This is a genomic window from Kutzneria kofuensis (assembly GCF_014203355.1).
GTDB classification, from domain to species: Bacteria; Actinomycetota; Actinomycetes; order Mycobacteriales; family Pseudonocardiaceae; genus Kutzneria; species Kutzneria kofuensis.
This window is the reverse complement of record NZ_JACHIR010000001.1, coordinates 3,086,087-3,102,001: the sequence shown is the minus strand read 5'-3', so window position 1 is coordinate 3,102,001 and position 15,915 is coordinate 3,086,087. Positions and strand designations below refer to the sequence as shown.

Here is a 15,915-nt window from a genome sequence, read left to right as displayed (position 1 = left end):
GCGTACGAGCGGCTAGCGTGCACGGTGTGCTGGCGAAGCTGTTCCGCGACATCTCGGCCTCCTGCCGCATCGGCAGCCCCCTGACCTACACACTGCTGAACTCCGCCGCCGACGACCTGGACGCGGGCGGCATCACCGGTCGCGCGATGGCCGGCTCGGAACGGGACCGTCCGGGCACCGTGCCGGGGCTGCGCTTCGCCGCCGCGCTGCACCACGTCGTGCTCGACGGCCGCGCCCCGGAACTGGCCACGCACTACCCGAGCGTGGGCGGCGAGCCCCGGCTGGCGACGCTGTGGCCGGCCGCCGAGGCGACGTTGAAGGAGCACGAGGTCGAGGTGCGCCAGCTGGTGCGCGCGAACGCCGTGCAGACCAACGAGCCCGGCCGCAGCGGGCCGCTGTACGGCGGGCTGCTGGTGGCGTCGGAGCGGGTCGGCGGGCTGCCGGTGCGGCTGCTGGAGGTCGGCGCCAGCGGCGGCCTGAACCTGCGGCCGCACAAGGTCGCCTACCGGCTGGCCGACGGCACCGTGCTCGGCGACCCCGACAGCGAGCTGCAGCTGGACCCGGAGTGGACGGGGCTGCCGCCGGCGGACCTGAGCCGGCCGCTGGTGCTGCACAGCCGGGCCGGCTGCGACGTGAACCCGGTCGACGTGTCGACGAAGGCGGGGCAGCTGCACCTCGCCTCGTTCGTCTGGGCGGACATGACACAGCGGCTGGAACGGCTGCGGGCGGCGATGCGCCTCGCCCAGAGCGATCCGGTCCAGGTCGAGCGGGCACCCGGGGCCGAGTGGCTGGAGCGGCAGCTGGCCGAACTGCCCGAAGGTGTGCTGACGGTCGTGTGGCACTCGGTGATGTGGCAGTACGCGTCCCCCGCCGAACGCGAACGCGGGCGCGCCGCCCTTGCCGGGGCGGCGGCCCGCGCCACCGGGAGCGCCCCGCTAGCGCTCCTCGTCTACGAGCCGCGGCGGGCCCACGGGAACTTCGAGCTGCTGCTGAAGCTGTGGCCCGCGGGCCTGTCGCTGCGGCTGGGCCATGGCCGGGGCCACGGCCTGCCGTTCACCTGGGAGGAACGGCCCTGGGGCTAGTCACTCCCCGGCCAGCGAGATCTCGCCGACCGACGTCGGGCCGGCCGCGGCCTTGACGTCGCCGAAGCGCTGCCAGGTGCGGTTGGCGAACCGGATCGTGTGGAACAGCCCGCCGTCCGTGGTCGAGGCGACGAGCTGCAGCGTGCCACGCGAGTTCGTCACGGCGATCTGCTTGACCGCCGGGATGTCGCCGGCCGCACCCTCGACGTAGCCGAACTGGTCCCAGGAGCCGTTGGCGTGGCGGATGCCGTGCCACACCTCGGACCGGTCCCCGTTGTGCGCCACCGCGGCCACCTGTAGGTCCGTGCCGACCTGCGCGACCGCAACCTGCGTCGCAGTGCCGCCGTTGAACGGAACCCAGCTGGGCTGCGCCCACGTGCCGTTGGCGGCCCGCTCGTAGTCGCCGATCCGCGTTCCGTCCGAAGTGGACACCACGACCCGCAGCACGTCCCCGTTGGCGGTGACGGAGAAGCTGCCGATCCCGTCGGTGGTGGGCACGGTCTCCACCGCCGACCACGTGTTGTCGTCCTGCTGGACGGACAGCTTGAGGCCGTCGCCCACCTTACGCACCAACGCGAGGTGGCCGTTCAGGTTCGCGACGGCCTCCGCGGAGCCGTCCATCCCGGTCGGCAACGTGCCCTCGGACCAGTTGCCGGCCGCGTCCCGCATGACGTGGTCATACGTGGACTGCGGGGGCATGTGCACGTAGGTGCCGTACGAGACGACGTGCTCGACACCGTTGATCACTACCGACGCCAGCTGCTGGTTCTCGTCGTTGTAGCTGGCGAACGAGCCCCACCGCTGCCAGTTGCCGTCGGCGTAGCGGATGGTGTGGTGCAGGTCCCGCCAACCGGCGCCGGTGACGAGCTGGACGTCACCGACCGCCTGTGGCGCGGCCTGCGCCGGAACTGCCGTACCCGCGGCCAGCATGGCGCCGGCCGTCAGCGGAACCAGGGCGCGAACGATGCGTGACATGACTGTGTTTCCCCTCCCCGAAAAACTGCCTCGAATCGTTCACGCCCGGCCGCCGTCCGAGGTTGCCTCAGCGGGTGTAGCCGGCGATGGTGACCTGGCCGGCGGTCACGTTGCCGGCCGCGCCCTCCACGTCACCCAGCGGCTGCCAGCTGCCGTTGGCGTGCCGGATGGTGTGGTACATCCCGTCCGTGGCCGTCGTGTAGACGAGTTGCAGCTCGTCGTCGAAGGGCGCCGGGTAGTAGGTGATGGCCACGTGCAACGGCTCGCCGTAGACCGCCGGCAGCGCGCCGGTCAGGTTGCGGAACGGGTCCCAGCCGGTGTCCCGGTGCTTGACCGAGTGGTAGACCGACGGGAATCCGCCTTCCCACTCGATGGCCGCCACCTGCAGATCGGCTCCCACCTGGGCGGCGCTGATCTCGACCGCGTAGGCGTTCGGGTTCGGGTTGGCCGGCGTGCTGCTGCCGCCCGACCACTGGTCCTTGAAGCCCCGGACGAAGGAGGTCACGGTCTGGCTGTCCATGTTGAGCTCGACGACGGTCGTCGTGTTGCTGTCGCCGGTGGCGGCGATGCGGTGCACCCAGCGGCCGCCGGTGGGCACCGGCGACCACGCCGACCACACGCCGTCACTGCCCAATGTGGACAGTTGCGGCACGCCACCCTGCAGCAGCACCAGGCTCAGCCGGCCCTGGCCCGTGGTTGCCGCCAGGCTCTCCGCCGACGACACGCCGTCCGGCCACGCCGGCACCGAGGCGTCGAGGTTCCAGGTGCCGTCCGCGTGCCGGACGAGATGGGTCAGCCGCGGCGGGTTCGGCCCGCCGCTCTCCTGGAAGAACACGTTCTCCTCGCCGTTGACCAGCGTGGATGTCAAGGCGGTGACACCGGTGCGGCCGTCGAGCCGGCCGAAGCTCTGCCAGCTGCCGTCGCCGTGCCGGATCGTGTGCGCCAGGCTGTTGTAGCCGTCCGTGGTCACGATCTGCACGTCGAGCGGGTTCGCGGCGTTCGGCTTGGCCGGTGCCGCCTGGGCTGCCGGGCCGAATGCCAGCGCCGTTGCCGCCACGAGCACCGCGCCGGCGGTCATCCTGGTTCTCACTCCGTTTCCCTCCCCGATTCGGTGTGATCTCCCTCTACACGCCGCCGAGGCGGCTCAGGTTGCCCGAAAGCGGCGAAACGCCCGCCGTCACCGTGACGACGGGCGTTCCTCCTCCCCCCCGGGTCAGGAGGTGGCCGAGGCCATGGTCAATGGGCCGGCGGTGATGTTGCCGGCGGCGCCTTCCACGTCACCCCAGCTCTGCCAGTTGCCGTTCTCGTACCGGACGGTGTGGTACAGCCGGCCGTCGCTGGTGCTGTAGGCCAGCTGCAGGGCGCCCACCCACGGCACCACCGCGACGTGCACGGCGTTGCCGTAGAAGACTCCGATCGCGTAGGTGAGGGACCGGAAGATGCTCCAGCCGCCGCTGTCCGTCATCGTGGCGTGGTCCACCTCGGTGAAGCCGCCGCGGGTCTCCACCGCGGCGACCTGGAGCTGGCCGGCCACGTAGGCCGCGGAGATCTCGGAGGCGACCGCCCCCGGATCCTGGTTGGCCGCCTGCCAGTTGCCCTTCGACCACTGGTTGCCCTCCGACCGCTCGAACTCGCCCACGGCCTTGCCGTCGGCGGCCAGCTCGACGACCTTGAGCTCGACGCCGTCGTTGACCACGGCGACGCTGCGGATGCTCCTGCCGTCGGAGGGCACGGCGGTCCACGGCGCCCAGGAGCCGTCGTCCTGCTGGCTCGTCATCTGGACGTTCCCGCCCCGCAGCCCCACCAACGTGAGGTGGTTCTGGTAGTCGGTGGCGGACAGGCCGTCCAGCTTGTCACCGGCCGGCGTCGAGGCCTGGTAGTCCCAGTTGCCGTCCTGGTGCCGGACGAGGTGTGAGAGCTGCCCGCCGTCGTGCTGGACGAACGCGTGCTCCTCGCCGAAGTGGTAGATCGAGGCCATGGCCGTCACGCCGTTGTAGCCGTCGATGTGGCCGAACTGCTGCCAGTTCCCCCAGAAACCGCGGACGGTGTGGGCCAGGCCGCTGTTGCCGTCCGTGGTCAGCAGCTGCACCTCCCCCTCGGGCGCCGGCGTGGCTTGCGCCGCCTGCATGAGGCCCAGCGCCGCCGTCGCGGCCAGCACCAGCGGCAGCACCAGCTTCGTGGTCTTCATGATGGTTCGTTCCCCCCTGCTGAGTTTGTGGCGGATCAGAAGTTCTGACCGGCGATGCTGACCTGGCCGGCGGTCACGTTGCCGGCCGCGTTCTCCACGTTGCCCAGCGGCTGCCAGTTGCCGTTGTAGTCGCGGATGGTGTGGTACATGTCGCCGTCGCTCGTGGTGTAGACGAGCTGGAGCGTGGGCAGGAAGGCGTTCGGGGCGTTGGTGATGGCCACGTGCGCCGGGCTGCCGTAGCTGACGCCCACCGCGCCGACGAGTTGGCGGAACGGGTCCCAGGCGTTGGTGTTGTGGTGCAGGACCGTGTGGAAGACCTCCGGGAAGGTGCGGTCGATCTCGACGGCCGCGACCTGGAGGTCCTGGCCCACCATCGCGGCGCTGACCTCGGTGGCCACGCCGTACCCGTTGGGGTCGGACGGCGTCGCGTTGCCGGCCGTCCAGGTGCCGTCGCCGTTGCGGACGTACTCCACGACGGTTTTGCCGTCGGCGGTGAGCTCGACGACGTTGAGGTAGTCGTTCTCCTGCGAGGCGGCGGCGGACAGGCCGCGCAGCGCCCGACCGTCGGTGGGCACGGCCGACCACGCCGACCACACGCCGTCGGCGCCCAGCGTGGACAGCTGCACGTCGTTGCCGCTGCGGCGGACCAGGTTGATCTGGTTGCTGACGGTAGTGACCGCGAGGTTGTCCACGGTCGTCCCGGCCGGCAGCGCCGGGGTGGACGCGTCCATGTTCCAGGTGCCGTCGGCGTGCCGCACGAGGTGCGCCAGCATCTTGCCCTTGGCGGTGCTGTGCTGGAAGAAGATGTTCTCCTCGCCGTTGACCAGCGTGGAGGTCAGGCCGCTGACACCGTCGTAGTTGCCGATCCGACCGAAGCTCTGCCAGGTGCCGTCGCCGTGGCGGATGGTGTGCACCAGGCTGCTGTTGCCGTCGGTGGTGACGACCTGCACGTCGTTCGGGTCCGCCGCGTGCGGCTGGAGCGGCGCCGCCTGGGCGAAGCCCGCGACGGCCAGTGCCGCCGTCGCGGCGAGTGCCATGGTGGCCGCCGCACGAATCTTGGTGGTGAACACTTCCGATCCCTCCCCTTGTCGGATGGTTCTGTGGAGCAGTACTCGGTTTGTTGATCAGACGCCGGCGATGGACACCCAGCCGCCGAGCGCCTTGTTCGCGGAGCCCGGCACCATGGCCGCGTCCTGCTGCCAGCTGCCGTCGGCGGTGTGCCGGACGGTGTGGAACAGGCCGCCGTCCTCGGTGGTGTAGGCCAGCTGCATGTCGTTGCCGGCAGCGGTCATCGCGACGTGGTACGGCCGGCCGTACACGCCGGGCACGGAGTTGAAGCCGGACCAGCCGGCGTCGCCGAGAATCCCGTGCCAGACCGACGGAATCGCGTCCGCGTTGGTGTCGGACTTGACCACGTCGGCGACCTGGAGCTGCCCGGCGACCTGGGCCGCGGCCACCCGGGTGGCGCTGAGGTTCGGGTTCGACGTGCTCGGCGTCCAGCGGCCGGTGGTCCAGCCGCCGAGCGAGCCGTCGGCCACGCCGATGGACTTGCCGTCGTCGGTCAGCTCCACCACGCGCAGCGTGGTGCTGGCGCCGACGCCGGCGGCAGCGATCGACCGGAGCTTGTGGCCGTCGGTCGGCACCGGGTACCACTGCCCGAAGTTCCCGTAGGCGTCGTTCTCCTCGGCGGCCTCGGGGGTGCCCGACGCGTCCAGGCGCACCAGGGCCAGCCGGCCGTTGATGCTCGTCACGCTCAGTTCCTGGGCCGCGGCGCGGGTGGGCGGCGTCTGCGCCGCGGTGTCCCACGTGCCGTCGGCGTGCCGGACCAGGTGGCCCAGCTGCGGCCCGGAGCCGTTGTCGTACTGCACGAAGATGTTGTCCTCACCGGCCCGAATCACCGACGTGAGCGCGGAAACGTTGTGGTAGCCGGAAAGCTGGCCGAGCTGCGGCTGCCAGGCGCCGTTCGCGGAGCGGACGGTGTGCTCCAGGTCGCCCTGCTGGTCGATGGTCACCAGCTGGGCGGTTCCCGGCGTGTCGGCCTGTGCGGACGCGCCCCCCAGAACGGACAGGCCGACCGTGGCGACCGCTGCCAGTGCGACCGGTGCGAGCAGTCGGATTCCGTTGCGCTGCATGACTTTCTTCCCCCTTGTGTGGTGGTCTGACGGAAAGGAGACGTGATCGGGACTCGTTCGGTTGCCAGCTGGTCTGGTCCATTTTTTTCCCACCGGGACGGCGGGGCCGAGCCGGCGGACGGCAGGCGTCACGGACCGCGTCAGCCGAGCGGGTTGGTGGCCATGGTCACCGGACCGGCGGTGACGTTGCCGGCCGCGGCCTGCACCAAGCCCCAGCTCTGCCAGGTGCCGTCCGTGTGGCGAATGGTGTGCTTCAGGTCGCCGTTGTTCGCGCTGTAGACCAGCTGTAGTGCGCCTTCCCACGGCGCGACGGCGACATACCAGGGAGCGCCGGCGGTGTGGTCGCTGATCGGGCCGGTGAGGTTCCCGGGCAGCGTCTGCCACTGGCCGTTGTCGGGCCGGACCGTGTGGTAGACGGCGTTGGTGAAGCCGTCGGTCTCCACTGCGGCGACGTGCAGCGTGTTGTCGACCTGGGCCGCGGCGATCGAGAGGGCCGACATGCCCGAGTCAGGGGCGATCCACGTCCAGCCGTCGGACGTCCACGTGCCGTTCGGGGAGCGTTCGAACTCGCCGATGTGGCGGAAGTCCTGATCGAGTTCGACAACCTTGAGCGTGCCGCCCTCCGCGACGGCCGCGACGTCGACCACGCCGTGGCCATCGGTGGGGACGTCCGTCCAAGCGGCCCAGGTGCCGTCGGTGTTCTCGCGCGTCGTCTGCACGGTCCCGTTGCGCACCGCGACCAGCGTCAGGTGGCCGTCGACGTCGGTGCTGGTGAGCTGGATCACGCCGGCGCCGTCGGGCGCCGAGGCGAGCGTGTTCCACTGACCGTTGTTGTGCCGGATCAGGTGCGCCAGCTGGTTGTTGTCGTGCAGGAAGAACGCGTTCTCCTCACCGAAGTGGTAGGTCGAGGTCAACTCGTGCACGGCCGTGTACCCACCGAGGTGGCCGAACTGCTGCCAGTTCCCCCAGAAGTCGCGGATGGTGTGCGAGAGGTCGACGCCGTCGGAGGTGATCAGCTGCATGTCACCGGGGTTGTCGCCGGCGGCCTGTGCGGGCGAGGCCATGGTCAGCGCCGCGGTGGCGGCGGCGAGCGCGACCGGCAGGACCATGCGGAACTTGTTGCGCAGCATCGGGTTTCCCCCTCAATGTTCGGACCCGGTTGGTCCGACATGAGAGAAGACGTGCCGGCGGCGCGCTGGATGCACCGAGTACGGCTCGACTATTTCCCGCCGGTCCGGCGGGAAATCGTTGAGCGCCAAGGGAAAGTGGTCAGCCCTGGCGGGCGATGATCAGGGTGATGGTCGCCAGCCACAGCAGAACCGCGGTGAGGACCCAGAACAGCGGGTTGCTCAAGATCTTGGACATGACGGGGTCTCCGGTCGCTCAGATGGGTGAGGTCACAGCCAGCGGTTGCGGCGGAGTATTCGGTAGAGCAGCAGACAACTGAGCACGATGACGCCGACCACGATCGGATAGCCGAATCGCCAGTGCAGCTCCGGCATGTCGTCGAAGTTCATGCCGTAGATGCCGGCGATCATGGTCGGCACCGAGATGATCGCGGCCCAGGCGGTGATCTTGCGCATGTCCATGTTCTGCTGCAGCGTGATCTTGGCCAGGGCCGCGTCGATCAGCGTGGTGAGCAGTTCGTCGAAGCCGGCGACGTGCTCGGACACCGTGGTCAGGTGGTCCTCGACGTCCCGGAAGTAGGAGCGGACGTCCTCGGGCACCAGCGTGATGTAGCCCTCGGACAGCCGGCGCAGCGGCACCGCGAGCGGCATCACCGCGCGCCGCAGCTCCAGCACCTCCCGCTTCATCAGGTAGATCTGCTCGGCGTCGACGGTGGTGCGCGGCGCGAACACGCGCGCCTCCATCTCGTCGATGTCGTCCTCGATGGCCTCGGTGACCGCGAGATAGGAGTCGACGGCCATGTCCGCGAGCGCGTGCAGCACCGCGGCCGGGCCCATGGCCAGCCGCTCCGGATCGGCCTCCAGCTGCCGGCGCAACGTGCCGACGCCGGCGTGCTTGCCGTGCCGCACGGTGACCACGAAGTCCTTGCCCAGGAACACCATCAGCTCGCCGGTCTCGACGATCTCGTTGGCCGTGTCCGGGGAGTCGTGCTCGATGTAGTGCACCGTCTTGAGCACCATGAACAGCGTGTCGTCGTAGCGCTCCAGCTTGGGCCGCTGGTGCGCCTGCACCGCGTCCTCCACGGCCAGCTCGTGCAGCCCGAAGGTCTCGGCCACGCCCTGGATCTGCTCCTCGTCCGGCTCGTACAGGCCGATCCAGACGAAACCCTCGCGCCGCTTGCGCACCTCGCGCACCGCGTCGGTGTGCGTCCAGCGCCCGGGCAGGCGCTTTCCGTCGAGGTACACGCCGCAGTCCACGACGTACGCCGACAGGGGCACGGGGACGGGCGGCGCGACCCGCCCGTTGGTGCGGGCGGACCGTCCGCGCAGACCGCTGAACGAGGGCAGGCTGGGCATACGGCCTCCAGGGATGGACGGTTCAACCAGGGCGAACGCGTCCGGGCCGGGCCAGGCCGTTACACGAAAGACTGAACCTGGTCGGTGGGGACGCGGTACCTACTACTGGCACTGGACATCTGGCGTCCCTCACCTCCTAAGGTCGACGGTGCGGCGGTGGAGTCGCTCACACACCGTTGCAGAGACTACTCCTCGCGGGGCCACACTGTCGTCCCCGGCCGCCGAGGTCCGGGCCACACCTGGAGGTGGACGTGCAGTTCGGGCGTTATTTCGAGGAGTTCGAGGTCGGCGCGGTCTACAAGCACTGGCCGGGCAAAACGGTCACGGAGTACGACGATCACCTGTTCTGCCTGCTGACCATGAACCACCACCCGCTGCACATGGACGCCCACTACGCGGGCGAGACCACCGACTTCGGCAAGAACGTGGTGGTGGGCAACTACATCTACTCGCTGCTGCTGGGCATGTCGGTGCCGGACATCTCCGGCAAGGCGATCGCCAACCTGGAGGTCGAGTCGCTGCGGCACATCGCGCCGACCTTCCACGGCGACACCATCTACGGCGAGTCCGAGGTGCTGGACAAGACTCCGTCGAAGTCCAAGGACGACCGCGGCATCGTGTACGTGGAGACCCGCGGCTACAAGCAGGACGGGACGGTGGTGTGCGTGTACCGGCGCAAGGTGATGGTGCCCAAGCGCTCCTACGGCGACAGTCGCGGCGGCGAGCAGCCCGGCCGCCCCGAGCCGAAGCTCTGACGCCGTGAGCGCCGAGCGGGCAGCGGCCCGGCTGCGTGAGTTCGCCGACGGGGACGCCGCCGCGGTGTCCCCGCTCTACCAGCTGCTGGCCGGGCGGGCGGCCGAGGACGCCGAGGTGGCGGGGCTGCTCGGCGACCGCGACCCGGAGCTGCTGTTCGCTGCGGCGCACCGGCTGGTGCAGGCCGACCCGATCCATCCGCTGTCGGCCTACTACGCCACCCTCGGCGGCGCCTCCGGCCCGGACGACGGCACGTGGCCGCTGTGGCGGCAGTTCGTGCTGGAGCGGGCCGATCGGGTGCGGGAGTTGGTGGCGAACCGCTCCCTGCGCACGGATGACGTACGCAAGGCGGCCTTGCTGTACCCGGCGGTGGCGCTGGCGGCCAAGCAGGCCCGTGGGCCCGTCGCGCTGCTGACGGTCGGTTCGTGCGCCGGCTTCCTGCTGCTGATGGACAAGTTCGGCTACCGCTATCAGACCGGCGCCGCCGGGCAGTTCGTCGCCGGCCCGGCCAAGACGCCGCTCGGCCTGCACTGCGTGCTCGGCGGCGACCCGCCCGCGCTGCCGAAGAAGCTCGCCGTCAAGGCGAAGGTCGGCCTGGACCGGGCTCCGGTGGACGCCGACGACCCGGACGAGTTCGCCTGGCTGGAGGCGTGCGTGTGGGCCGACCAGCCGGAGCGGGTGCGCTGGCTGGGCGTGGCCGCCACGATGCTGGCCAAGGAGGCGCCGGAGCTGGTCGCGGGCGATCCCGTGGACGGGCTGGCCGAGGCCGCCGGGCGGCTGCCCGAGGAGCTGCCGCTGGTCGTGGTGAACAGCGGGCTGCGGCTGGGGGAGCGGGCCGGCGACTACGTGGCGGCGCTCGGCAAGCTGGCCGCGGGCCGGCCGCTGTGGTGGGCCAGCGACGAGCCGTACGACTCGGCGCTGCACGTGCTGATGCCCGGCCGGGATGATCTTCCGGGTGAACCGGGGGAGGGCGTGCTCGGTTTGGTCCGTTGGTCGGACGGGCATCCCCAGGCCCAGGCGCTCGCCCGGACGGGGCGACACGGGCAGCGGCTGGAGTGGTTGCCACCCACCGGGTGACACCCGCAGCGTGATCGCGGTAGTGGATGTTGGTGCTTTCGGGCAGTTCTCGGGGTTGGTGCACACCCTCGTGCAGTCGATCAAGCAGTGATCATCTAGGTAGGACGTTCCACGAGGTCAGAGCCTCGACGAGACCCTCCGTGAGGAGATTGCGGCGTTCGAGTGTGGCGAAGGTCTCGGCGTCCACCCAGGCGGCGTCGGCCGCGTCGTCACCGGGTCGCAGCGCGCCGCCTATTGCCTGGCAGGAGTAGTCACTGATGTCAAAAACGCCCACGGGGGCCGGACGGACCACCGATCCGATCAGGTGACCGACGATAACTCTGAGTCCGGTTTCCTCCAGTAGCTCGCGCTCGACCGCCCGCTCGTCCGACTCGCCCTGCTCCACTCGGCCGCCCGGAATCGACCACAAGCCCTGACCTGGCGGTTTGCCGCGCTTAACGAGCAAAAGTCGGCCGCGCGAGTCGTGTGCGATTCCGCCAACGCAGCGAGTACGCTGAGCGTCGTCCGAGACCATGAACACGGAGCGTAGCGACTTTCCGCTCTGTGCGGCCAGCGCTGACCCGAGCGCAGTACAAACCTCCCGAAGCGAACCTCGGTGCGGTACAACCTTGCAGCGAGGGTGTGAAGGCTGCGGAAAGTACTTGGACGGGGTTGGTCGCCGTGAACCTGAAGAAGATCCTGATCTGGGCCGGCGTTGCGTTGGTGCTCTTTTTCCTGGTGAGCGCTCCCGCACAGGCCGCTACCCTGGTGCACAATGTCCTTGGCACACTTCGTGGTGGGGCCGAGGCGCTGATCAGTTTCGTGCAGAACCTGTTCTAGCACCCGGCGGGAGGGGAGAACGCCTACGTGTTCGCACCCAGGGATCCAGACGAGTACCTGCTCGGGACCGAGCGCAGGGTCATCCGGGTGCGTCGGCACTGGGCCACACTGCTCTGGGACATCTTCGAGGCGGCGGCGCTGCTCACCGGCGCCGTCCTGATCTCGCACCTGCTGCCGTCGGACGCGGCGGTCGTGCAGAACATCCTGTGGTACGCGGCGCTGCTGGTGCTGCTGCGGTTCGCCTACTTCGTCATCGAGTGGTGGGTGGAGCGGATCGTGGTGACCGACAAACGGTTCATGATCACCAGCGGCGTCTTCGTGACCAAGGTGGCGATGATGCCGGTCACCAAGGTCACCGACCTCACCTACGAGCGCAGTCTCGGTGGGCGGATGTTCGGCTACGGCACGCTCATCGTGGAGTCGGCGGGCCAGATCCAGGCACTCAACAAGATCGAGTACCTGCCTCGCCCGGAGGAGGTCTACGACGCCATCTCCGAGCTGGTCTTCGGTGACAAGAAGGCGCAGGCCGAGCGCTTCTCCATGATCAAGGCGCAGCGGGCCGCCCGCGGCAAGAAGATGGTGCCGTAACACGCCGCGCGTTCCGCGCGGGGCTCGGCCCCTTCGGGGGCCGATGCCTGGCCCTTGGCGCGTTTCGAGCGCCGCGTCGGCTGAGTGGTGGGGCGCGTGGTGCGGCGGCGCTCGAAACGCGCCAACCGGGCCAAGCATCGGCGGGGCCTCGCGATCGGCTGTCTCATTGGCCCAGGTCACGCCGGCCCATCACTGATTTCGCGGTTGTCGCGATGTCGGCGAGACTGTCCGGGTGGTTATCGACCTGCATGCTCACACGTCCCGTTCCGACGGGACGGACTCTCCTGCCGAACTGATGGCGGCCGCGGCCGCCGCCGGCCTCGATGCCGTGGCCATCACCGACCACGACACGACCGCCGGCTGGGCGGAGGCCGCGGCGGCGGTGTCGCCGGGCATGCGGCTCGTCCCCGGCGCCGAACTGTCCTGCAAGTCACCGGACGGCGTCGGCGGGCACGTGACCGTGCACCTGCTGGCCTACCTGTTCGACCCGGAGTCGCCGGCGCTCAAGGCCGAGCAGAGCCGGCTGCGGGCGGAGCGCCGGGACCGGCTGCGGCGGATGGCGGAGCGGATGGCGGCCGACGGCTTCCCGGTCGACGCCGACGACGTGATGGGCCGGCTGCCCGCCGACTCGCCCGGCGGCCGGCCGCACCTGGCCCGCGCGCTGATCCGGGCCGGTGTCGTGCGGACCGTGGACGAGGCGTTCGCCAAGTACCTGGCCACCGGCAGCAGTTACCACATGCCCCGCACGGACACCCCGGTCGAGACGGCGATCGACATGATCGCCGACGCCGGTGGCGTGACCGTGCTGGCGCACCCGTTCGCCCGCTCGAGGGGCCCGATCGTGACGGCCGAGGTGATCGCCGACCTGGCCGACCGCGGCCTGTCCGGCGTCGAGGTCGACCATCCCGACCACGACGAGCCGACCCGGGCCCGGCTGCGGGCGCTGGCCGCCGACCTGTCGCTGGTCGTCACCGGGTCGAGCGACTACCACGGCACCAACAAGGTCGTCAGGCTCGGTCAGGAGACGACCGCGCCGGAGATGCTGGACGCGCTGGTCGACAAGGCGAGCGGGAGCCAGGTGGTCATCGGGTGATCTTCAACGTCACGCTGTACCTCACGGCGACCATCACGCTGACCGTGATCATGGACCCCACCGGCAACATCCCGGTGTTCCTGAGCCTGGTCGGCCGGCGCAGCCGCGAGTCCCGCAACAAGGCGGCCCGGCAGGGCGTGCTGGTCTCGCTGGGCGTGATCTCGGCGTTCGCCATCGGCGGCGAGGCGATCCTGTCCTACCTCGGCATCGGCATCCCGGCGCTGCAGGGCGCGGGCGGGCTGCTGCTGTTGCTGATCGCGCTGGACCTGTTGACGGGCAAGGGCACCACCCAGCCGGAGGCCGTCGAGGACGTCAACATCGCGCTGGTGCCGCTGGGCACGCCGCTGCTGGCCGGCCCCGGCGCGATCGCGGCGACGATCGTGTTCGTCCGGCAGGCCAACGGGCAGGTCGCCAGCTATCTGGCGCTGGCCGCGGCGATCCTGACCGTGCACCTGATCAACTACCTGGTGCTGCGCTACTCCGGCCTGGTCATCCGGCTGATCAAGGACAGCGGCATCGTGCTCGTGGCCAAGATCGCCGGCCTGCTGCTGGCCGCGATCGCCGTGCAGCTGGTGGCCGAGTCGGTGAAGGGGTTCATCACGGGCGCGGCGTGACCGCTACGGTGGATCGGTGCCAGATCAGCTCGGACTGTTCGAGAGCATGCCGCCCAAACTGGTGCGCGTCACGCCCGCCAAGCTCGCCACCTGGACGGACTGCCGACGCCGCTACCGGATGAACTACCTCGACCGGCCCATGCCGCCGCGGGCCGGCGCGTGGGCGCACAACACGCTGGGCGCGGTGGTGCACAACGCCTTGCGCGCCTTCTTCGACCTACCGGTCGATCGGCGCACCCCCGAACAGGCGGCCGCGCTGGTCACCCGCAACTGGAAGGGTGACGGCTTCCGCGACGTCGACCAGCAGGCCGAATACCGGGACCGGGCCCGGGACTGGGTCGCGCACTACGTCGAGGACACCGACGTCAGCGACGACCCGATCGGCCTGGAGCGCTGGGTTTCCGCGCCGGCCGGGCGAATCATCGCCGAGGGCCGGGTCGACCGGATCGACGTGCGGGACGGCGAACTGGTCATCGTCGACTACAAGACCGGCCGGCACGCCCTCACCACCGACGACGCCCGCGGCTCGCAAGCCCTTGCCCTGTATGCGATCGCGGCCCGGCGGACGTTGCGCAAACCATGCCATCGGGTGGAGCTTCACCACCTGCCGACGCGGTCGGTGGCAGCATGGGAGCACACCGACGACTCGCTCGCCCGGCACGTGGCCCGCGCCGAGGAGAGCGCCGACGAACTCACGGTGGCCGGCGACACGTTGGCCGCGGGCGGCGACCCCGACATCCTGTTCCCACCGCGGCCGGGCCGGCAGTGCTCGTGGTGCGACTTCCGGCGGAGCTGCCCCGAGGGCTCCGCGGTGGCCGAGGAACTCGAGCCGTGGTCGATGCTCGCGCCGTAGCCACGGGTACTTCAGGAGGTGACGTGACCGAGACGATGACCGAGCCCGAGAAGGCGACGCCGCGGCGCAGCGTCCTGCGCGGCGCCAGCGGCGCGGTTGCCGCGTGCCTGGTGATCCTGCTGCTCGTCGTGCTGGGGTCGCAGATCTTCTTCCAGCTACAGGGATATCCCGGGTTCGGCTGGGCCGCGGTCGGCGGTCACGCGCTCGCCGCCGCGATCGGCGTGCTGCTGCAGCGCGCCGCCGACCGCCGTGCCGGCGTCGTCTCCGCGCTGGCCTCAATGGCCGTGCTCGTCGACGCCGCCGTCACCCTGTGGCTGTTCTGGTGGTCCTGAGTCAGACGGCGTCGGCGAGCCAGGCGCGCCAGGTCGGCAGGATCGTGCCGAGCAGGCCGTCCGGGTTTTCCGTGTTGGGGGAGTGCTTGGCCCCGACGACCACGGCGAAGTCGGCGTCGAGCCGGTCGGCCATGTCCCGCTGCGAGGCCACCGACCACGCGTCGTCCTGCTCGCCGCAGATCACCAGCGCGGACGCGCCGGCGGTGCGCAGGGCGGCGGCCAGCTTGGTCACCAGGTCCGGCTCGTAACGCAGGCCGTCGGCCATACCCAGCAGGCCGGCCGGGGCCGAGCGCAGGAACCGCGTGCGCTTGAACTCCCTCAGCTCGATCGGCGTCTCCGCCCAGGCCGGGTCCTCCGCGGCACGGGACTCCAACACCTGGTGGGCCGCCTCGATGCCGTGCTCCCGCAGCACCGTCTCGCCGGCGTCCAGGGCGCTACGGCGGTCACCGGGCGGCAGCTCCGCCGGGCCGGAGTCCATCAGCGTCAGACCGGTGACGGGAGCGTGGGCCAGCACCGCCGCCCGCACCACCAGGCCGCCGTAGGAGTGGCCGAGCAGCAGCACCCGCCGGCCGTCGGCGGCGATCTTGGCCACCAGGTCGGCCAGCACCGTGCCCAGCGCGGACGGCCGGTACGCCGACTCCTGGTCCGGCCCCGGCGACTCGTACTGGCCGGGCAGGTCGATCGCCAGCACCTCGATGCCGGCGTCGGCGATCGGGTCGACCAGCGGTGCGAAGTCCTCCTTGGACCCGGTGTAGCCGGGCACCAGCAGCGCCGTCGCGCCGAGATCCGTGCCGGCGGCGGGGGCCCTCAGCGCGGCGATCGGGCCGTAGCGGCCGGGCAGGTCCACCCGGCCGGCGCGGTTGGGGGTCAGCTGGGACGCGGCGCTCATGGCTGGGAGTCTGCCTCACCCCGCACGCAGCGTGTAG

General features: G+C 70.6%; 18 protein-coding genes. 9 read left to right on the top strand and 9 right to left on the bottom strand.

Annotation, left to right across the window (positions count from 1 at the left end; genetic code table 11):
- Positions 1–26 precede the first annotated feature (26 nt).
- A complete protein-coding gene (locus BJ998_RS14030) occupies positions 27–1,082 on the top strand; it encodes a DUF2332 domain-containing protein (protein ID WP_184861875.1) in 1,056 nt (351 codons plus the stop codon).
- Here the strand turns inward: BJ998_RS14030 and BJ998_RS14025 are convergent, their stop codons facing one another.
- From BJ998_RS14025 to corA, 7 genes are all read right to left on the bottom strand, one after another.
- Positions 1,083–2,057 (bottom strand): PLL family lectin, encoded by a 975-nt coding sequence (locus tag BJ998_RS14025; protein WP_184861873.1) that lies wholly within the window; start codon positions 2,055–2,057, stop codon positions 1,083–1,085.
- A 67-nt stretch (positions 2,058–2,124) separates the two neighbouring features.
- On the bottom strand, positions 2,125–3,147 hold the full coding sequence (locus BJ998_RS14020; RefSeq protein ID WP_184861871.1) for a hypothetical protein: 1,023 nt from the start codon (positions 3,145–3,147) through the stop codon (positions 2,125–2,127).
- A gap of 123 nt (positions 3,148–3,270) precedes the next feature.
- Positions 3,271–4,245 carry a hypothetical protein gene (locus BJ998_RS14015; protein ID WP_184861869.1) on the bottom strand — a complete coding sequence of 325 codons (975 nt, stop codon included), beginning with the start codon at positions 4,243–4,245 and terminating at the stop codon, positions 3,271–3,273.
- Between the two features lie 35 nt (positions 4,246–4,280).
- Entirely contained in the window at positions 4,281–5,315 is a 1,035-nt protein-coding gene (locus tag BJ998_RS14010) for a hypothetical protein (protein WP_184861867.1), read from the bottom strand.
- A 54-nt stretch (positions 5,316–5,369) separates the two neighbouring features.
- Positions 5,370–6,377, bottom strand: a complete 1,008-nt coding sequence (locus BJ998_RS14005; RefSeq protein ID WP_184861865.1) for a hypothetical protein — start codon at positions 6,375–6,377, stop codon at positions 5,370–5,372.
- Between the two features lie 140 nt (positions 6,378–6,517).
- Positions 6,518–7,507 carry a hypothetical protein gene (locus BJ998_RS14000; protein ID WP_184861863.1) on the bottom strand — a complete coding sequence of 330 codons (990 nt, stop codon included), beginning with the start codon at positions 7,505–7,507 and terminating at the stop codon, positions 6,518–6,520.
- A gap of 267 nt (positions 7,508–7,774) precedes the next feature.
- Positions 7,775–8,860, bottom strand: coding sequence for a magnesium/cobalt transporter CorA (gene corA / locus BJ998_RS13995; RefSeq protein ID WP_184861861.1), 1,086 nt, complete (start codon positions 8,858–8,860; stop codon positions 7,775–7,777).
- Positions 8,861–9,111: 251 nt separating this feature from the next.
- On the opposite strand from corA, the gene BJ998_RS13990 reads away from it, so the two are divergent.
- The gene (locus BJ998_RS13990) at positions 9,112–9,615 is read left to right on the top strand and encodes a MaoC family dehydratase (RefSeq protein WP_043730176.1); all 504 of its coding nucleotides are present in this window, start codon (positions 9,112–9,114) and stop codon (positions 9,613–9,615) included.
- Positions 9,616–9,619: 4 nt separating this feature from the next.
- Positions 9,620–10,690 carry a DUF2332 domain-containing protein gene (locus tag BJ998_RS13985; RefSeq protein ID WP_184861859.1) on the top strand — a complete coding sequence of 357 codons (1,071 nt, stop codon included), beginning with the start codon at positions 9,620–9,622 and terminating at the stop codon, positions 10,688–10,690.
- 91 nt (positions 10,691–10,781) lie between these two features.
- Here BJ998_RS13985 and BJ998_RS13980 read toward each other — a convergent pair whose 3' ends face one another.
- Positions 10,782–11,204, bottom strand: coding sequence for an NUDIX hydrolase (locus tag BJ998_RS13980; RefSeq protein WP_184861857.1), 423 nt, complete (start codon positions 11,202–11,204; stop codon positions 10,782–10,784).
- A 146-nt stretch (positions 11,205–11,350) separates the two neighbouring features.
- Here BJ998_RS13980 and BJ998_RS13975 point away from each other — a divergent pair, with 146 nt between their 5' ends.
- From BJ998_RS13975 to BJ998_RS13950, 6 genes are all read left to right on the top strand, one after another.
- Positions 11,351–11,509, top strand: coding sequence for a hypothetical protein (locus tag BJ998_RS13975; RefSeq protein ID WP_184861855.1), 159 nt, complete (start codon positions 11,351–11,353; stop codon positions 11,507–11,509).
- Positions 11,510–11,536: 27 nt separating this feature from the next.
- Entirely contained in the window at positions 11,537–12,097 is a 561-nt protein-coding gene (locus BJ998_RS13970; RefSeq protein WP_184861853.1) for a PH domain-containing protein, read from the top strand.
- Between the two features lie 232 nt (positions 12,098–12,329).
- Positions 12,330–13,190 (top strand): PHP domain-containing protein, encoded by an 861-nt coding sequence (locus tag BJ998_RS13965; protein WP_184861851.1) that lies wholly within the window; start codon positions 12,330–12,332, stop codon positions 13,188–13,190.
- Complete coding sequence (locus tag BJ998_RS13960; RefSeq protein WP_312890101.1) at positions 13,187–13,804, top strand: MarC family protein; 618 nt, start codon at positions 13,187–13,189, stop codon at positions 13,802–13,804. Before BJ998_RS13965 ends, BJ998_RS13960 begins: the two co-directional genes overlap by 4 nt.
- Positions 13,805–13,850: 46 nt before the next feature.
- On the top strand, positions 13,851–14,657 hold the full coding sequence (locus tag BJ998_RS13955; protein ID WP_184868646.1) for a RecB family exonuclease: 807 nt from the start codon (positions 13,851–13,853) through the stop codon (positions 14,655–14,657).
- 23 nt (positions 14,658–14,680) lie between these two features.
- Positions 14,681–14,989: a hypothetical protein gene (locus BJ998_RS13950; RefSeq protein ID WP_184861849.1), complete on the top strand. Its 309-nt coding sequence runs from the start codon at positions 14,681–14,683 to the stop codon at positions 14,987–14,989.
- 1 nt (position 14,990) lies between these two features.
- On the opposite strand, the gene BJ998_RS13945 is transcribed toward BJ998_RS13950, so the two are convergent.
- Positions 14,991–15,878 carry an alpha/beta fold hydrolase gene (locus BJ998_RS13945; protein ID WP_184861847.1) on the bottom strand — a complete coding sequence of 296 codons (888 nt, stop codon included), beginning with the start codon at positions 15,876–15,878 and terminating at the stop codon, positions 14,991–14,993.
- Positions 15,879–15,915: the final 37 nt, after the last annotated feature.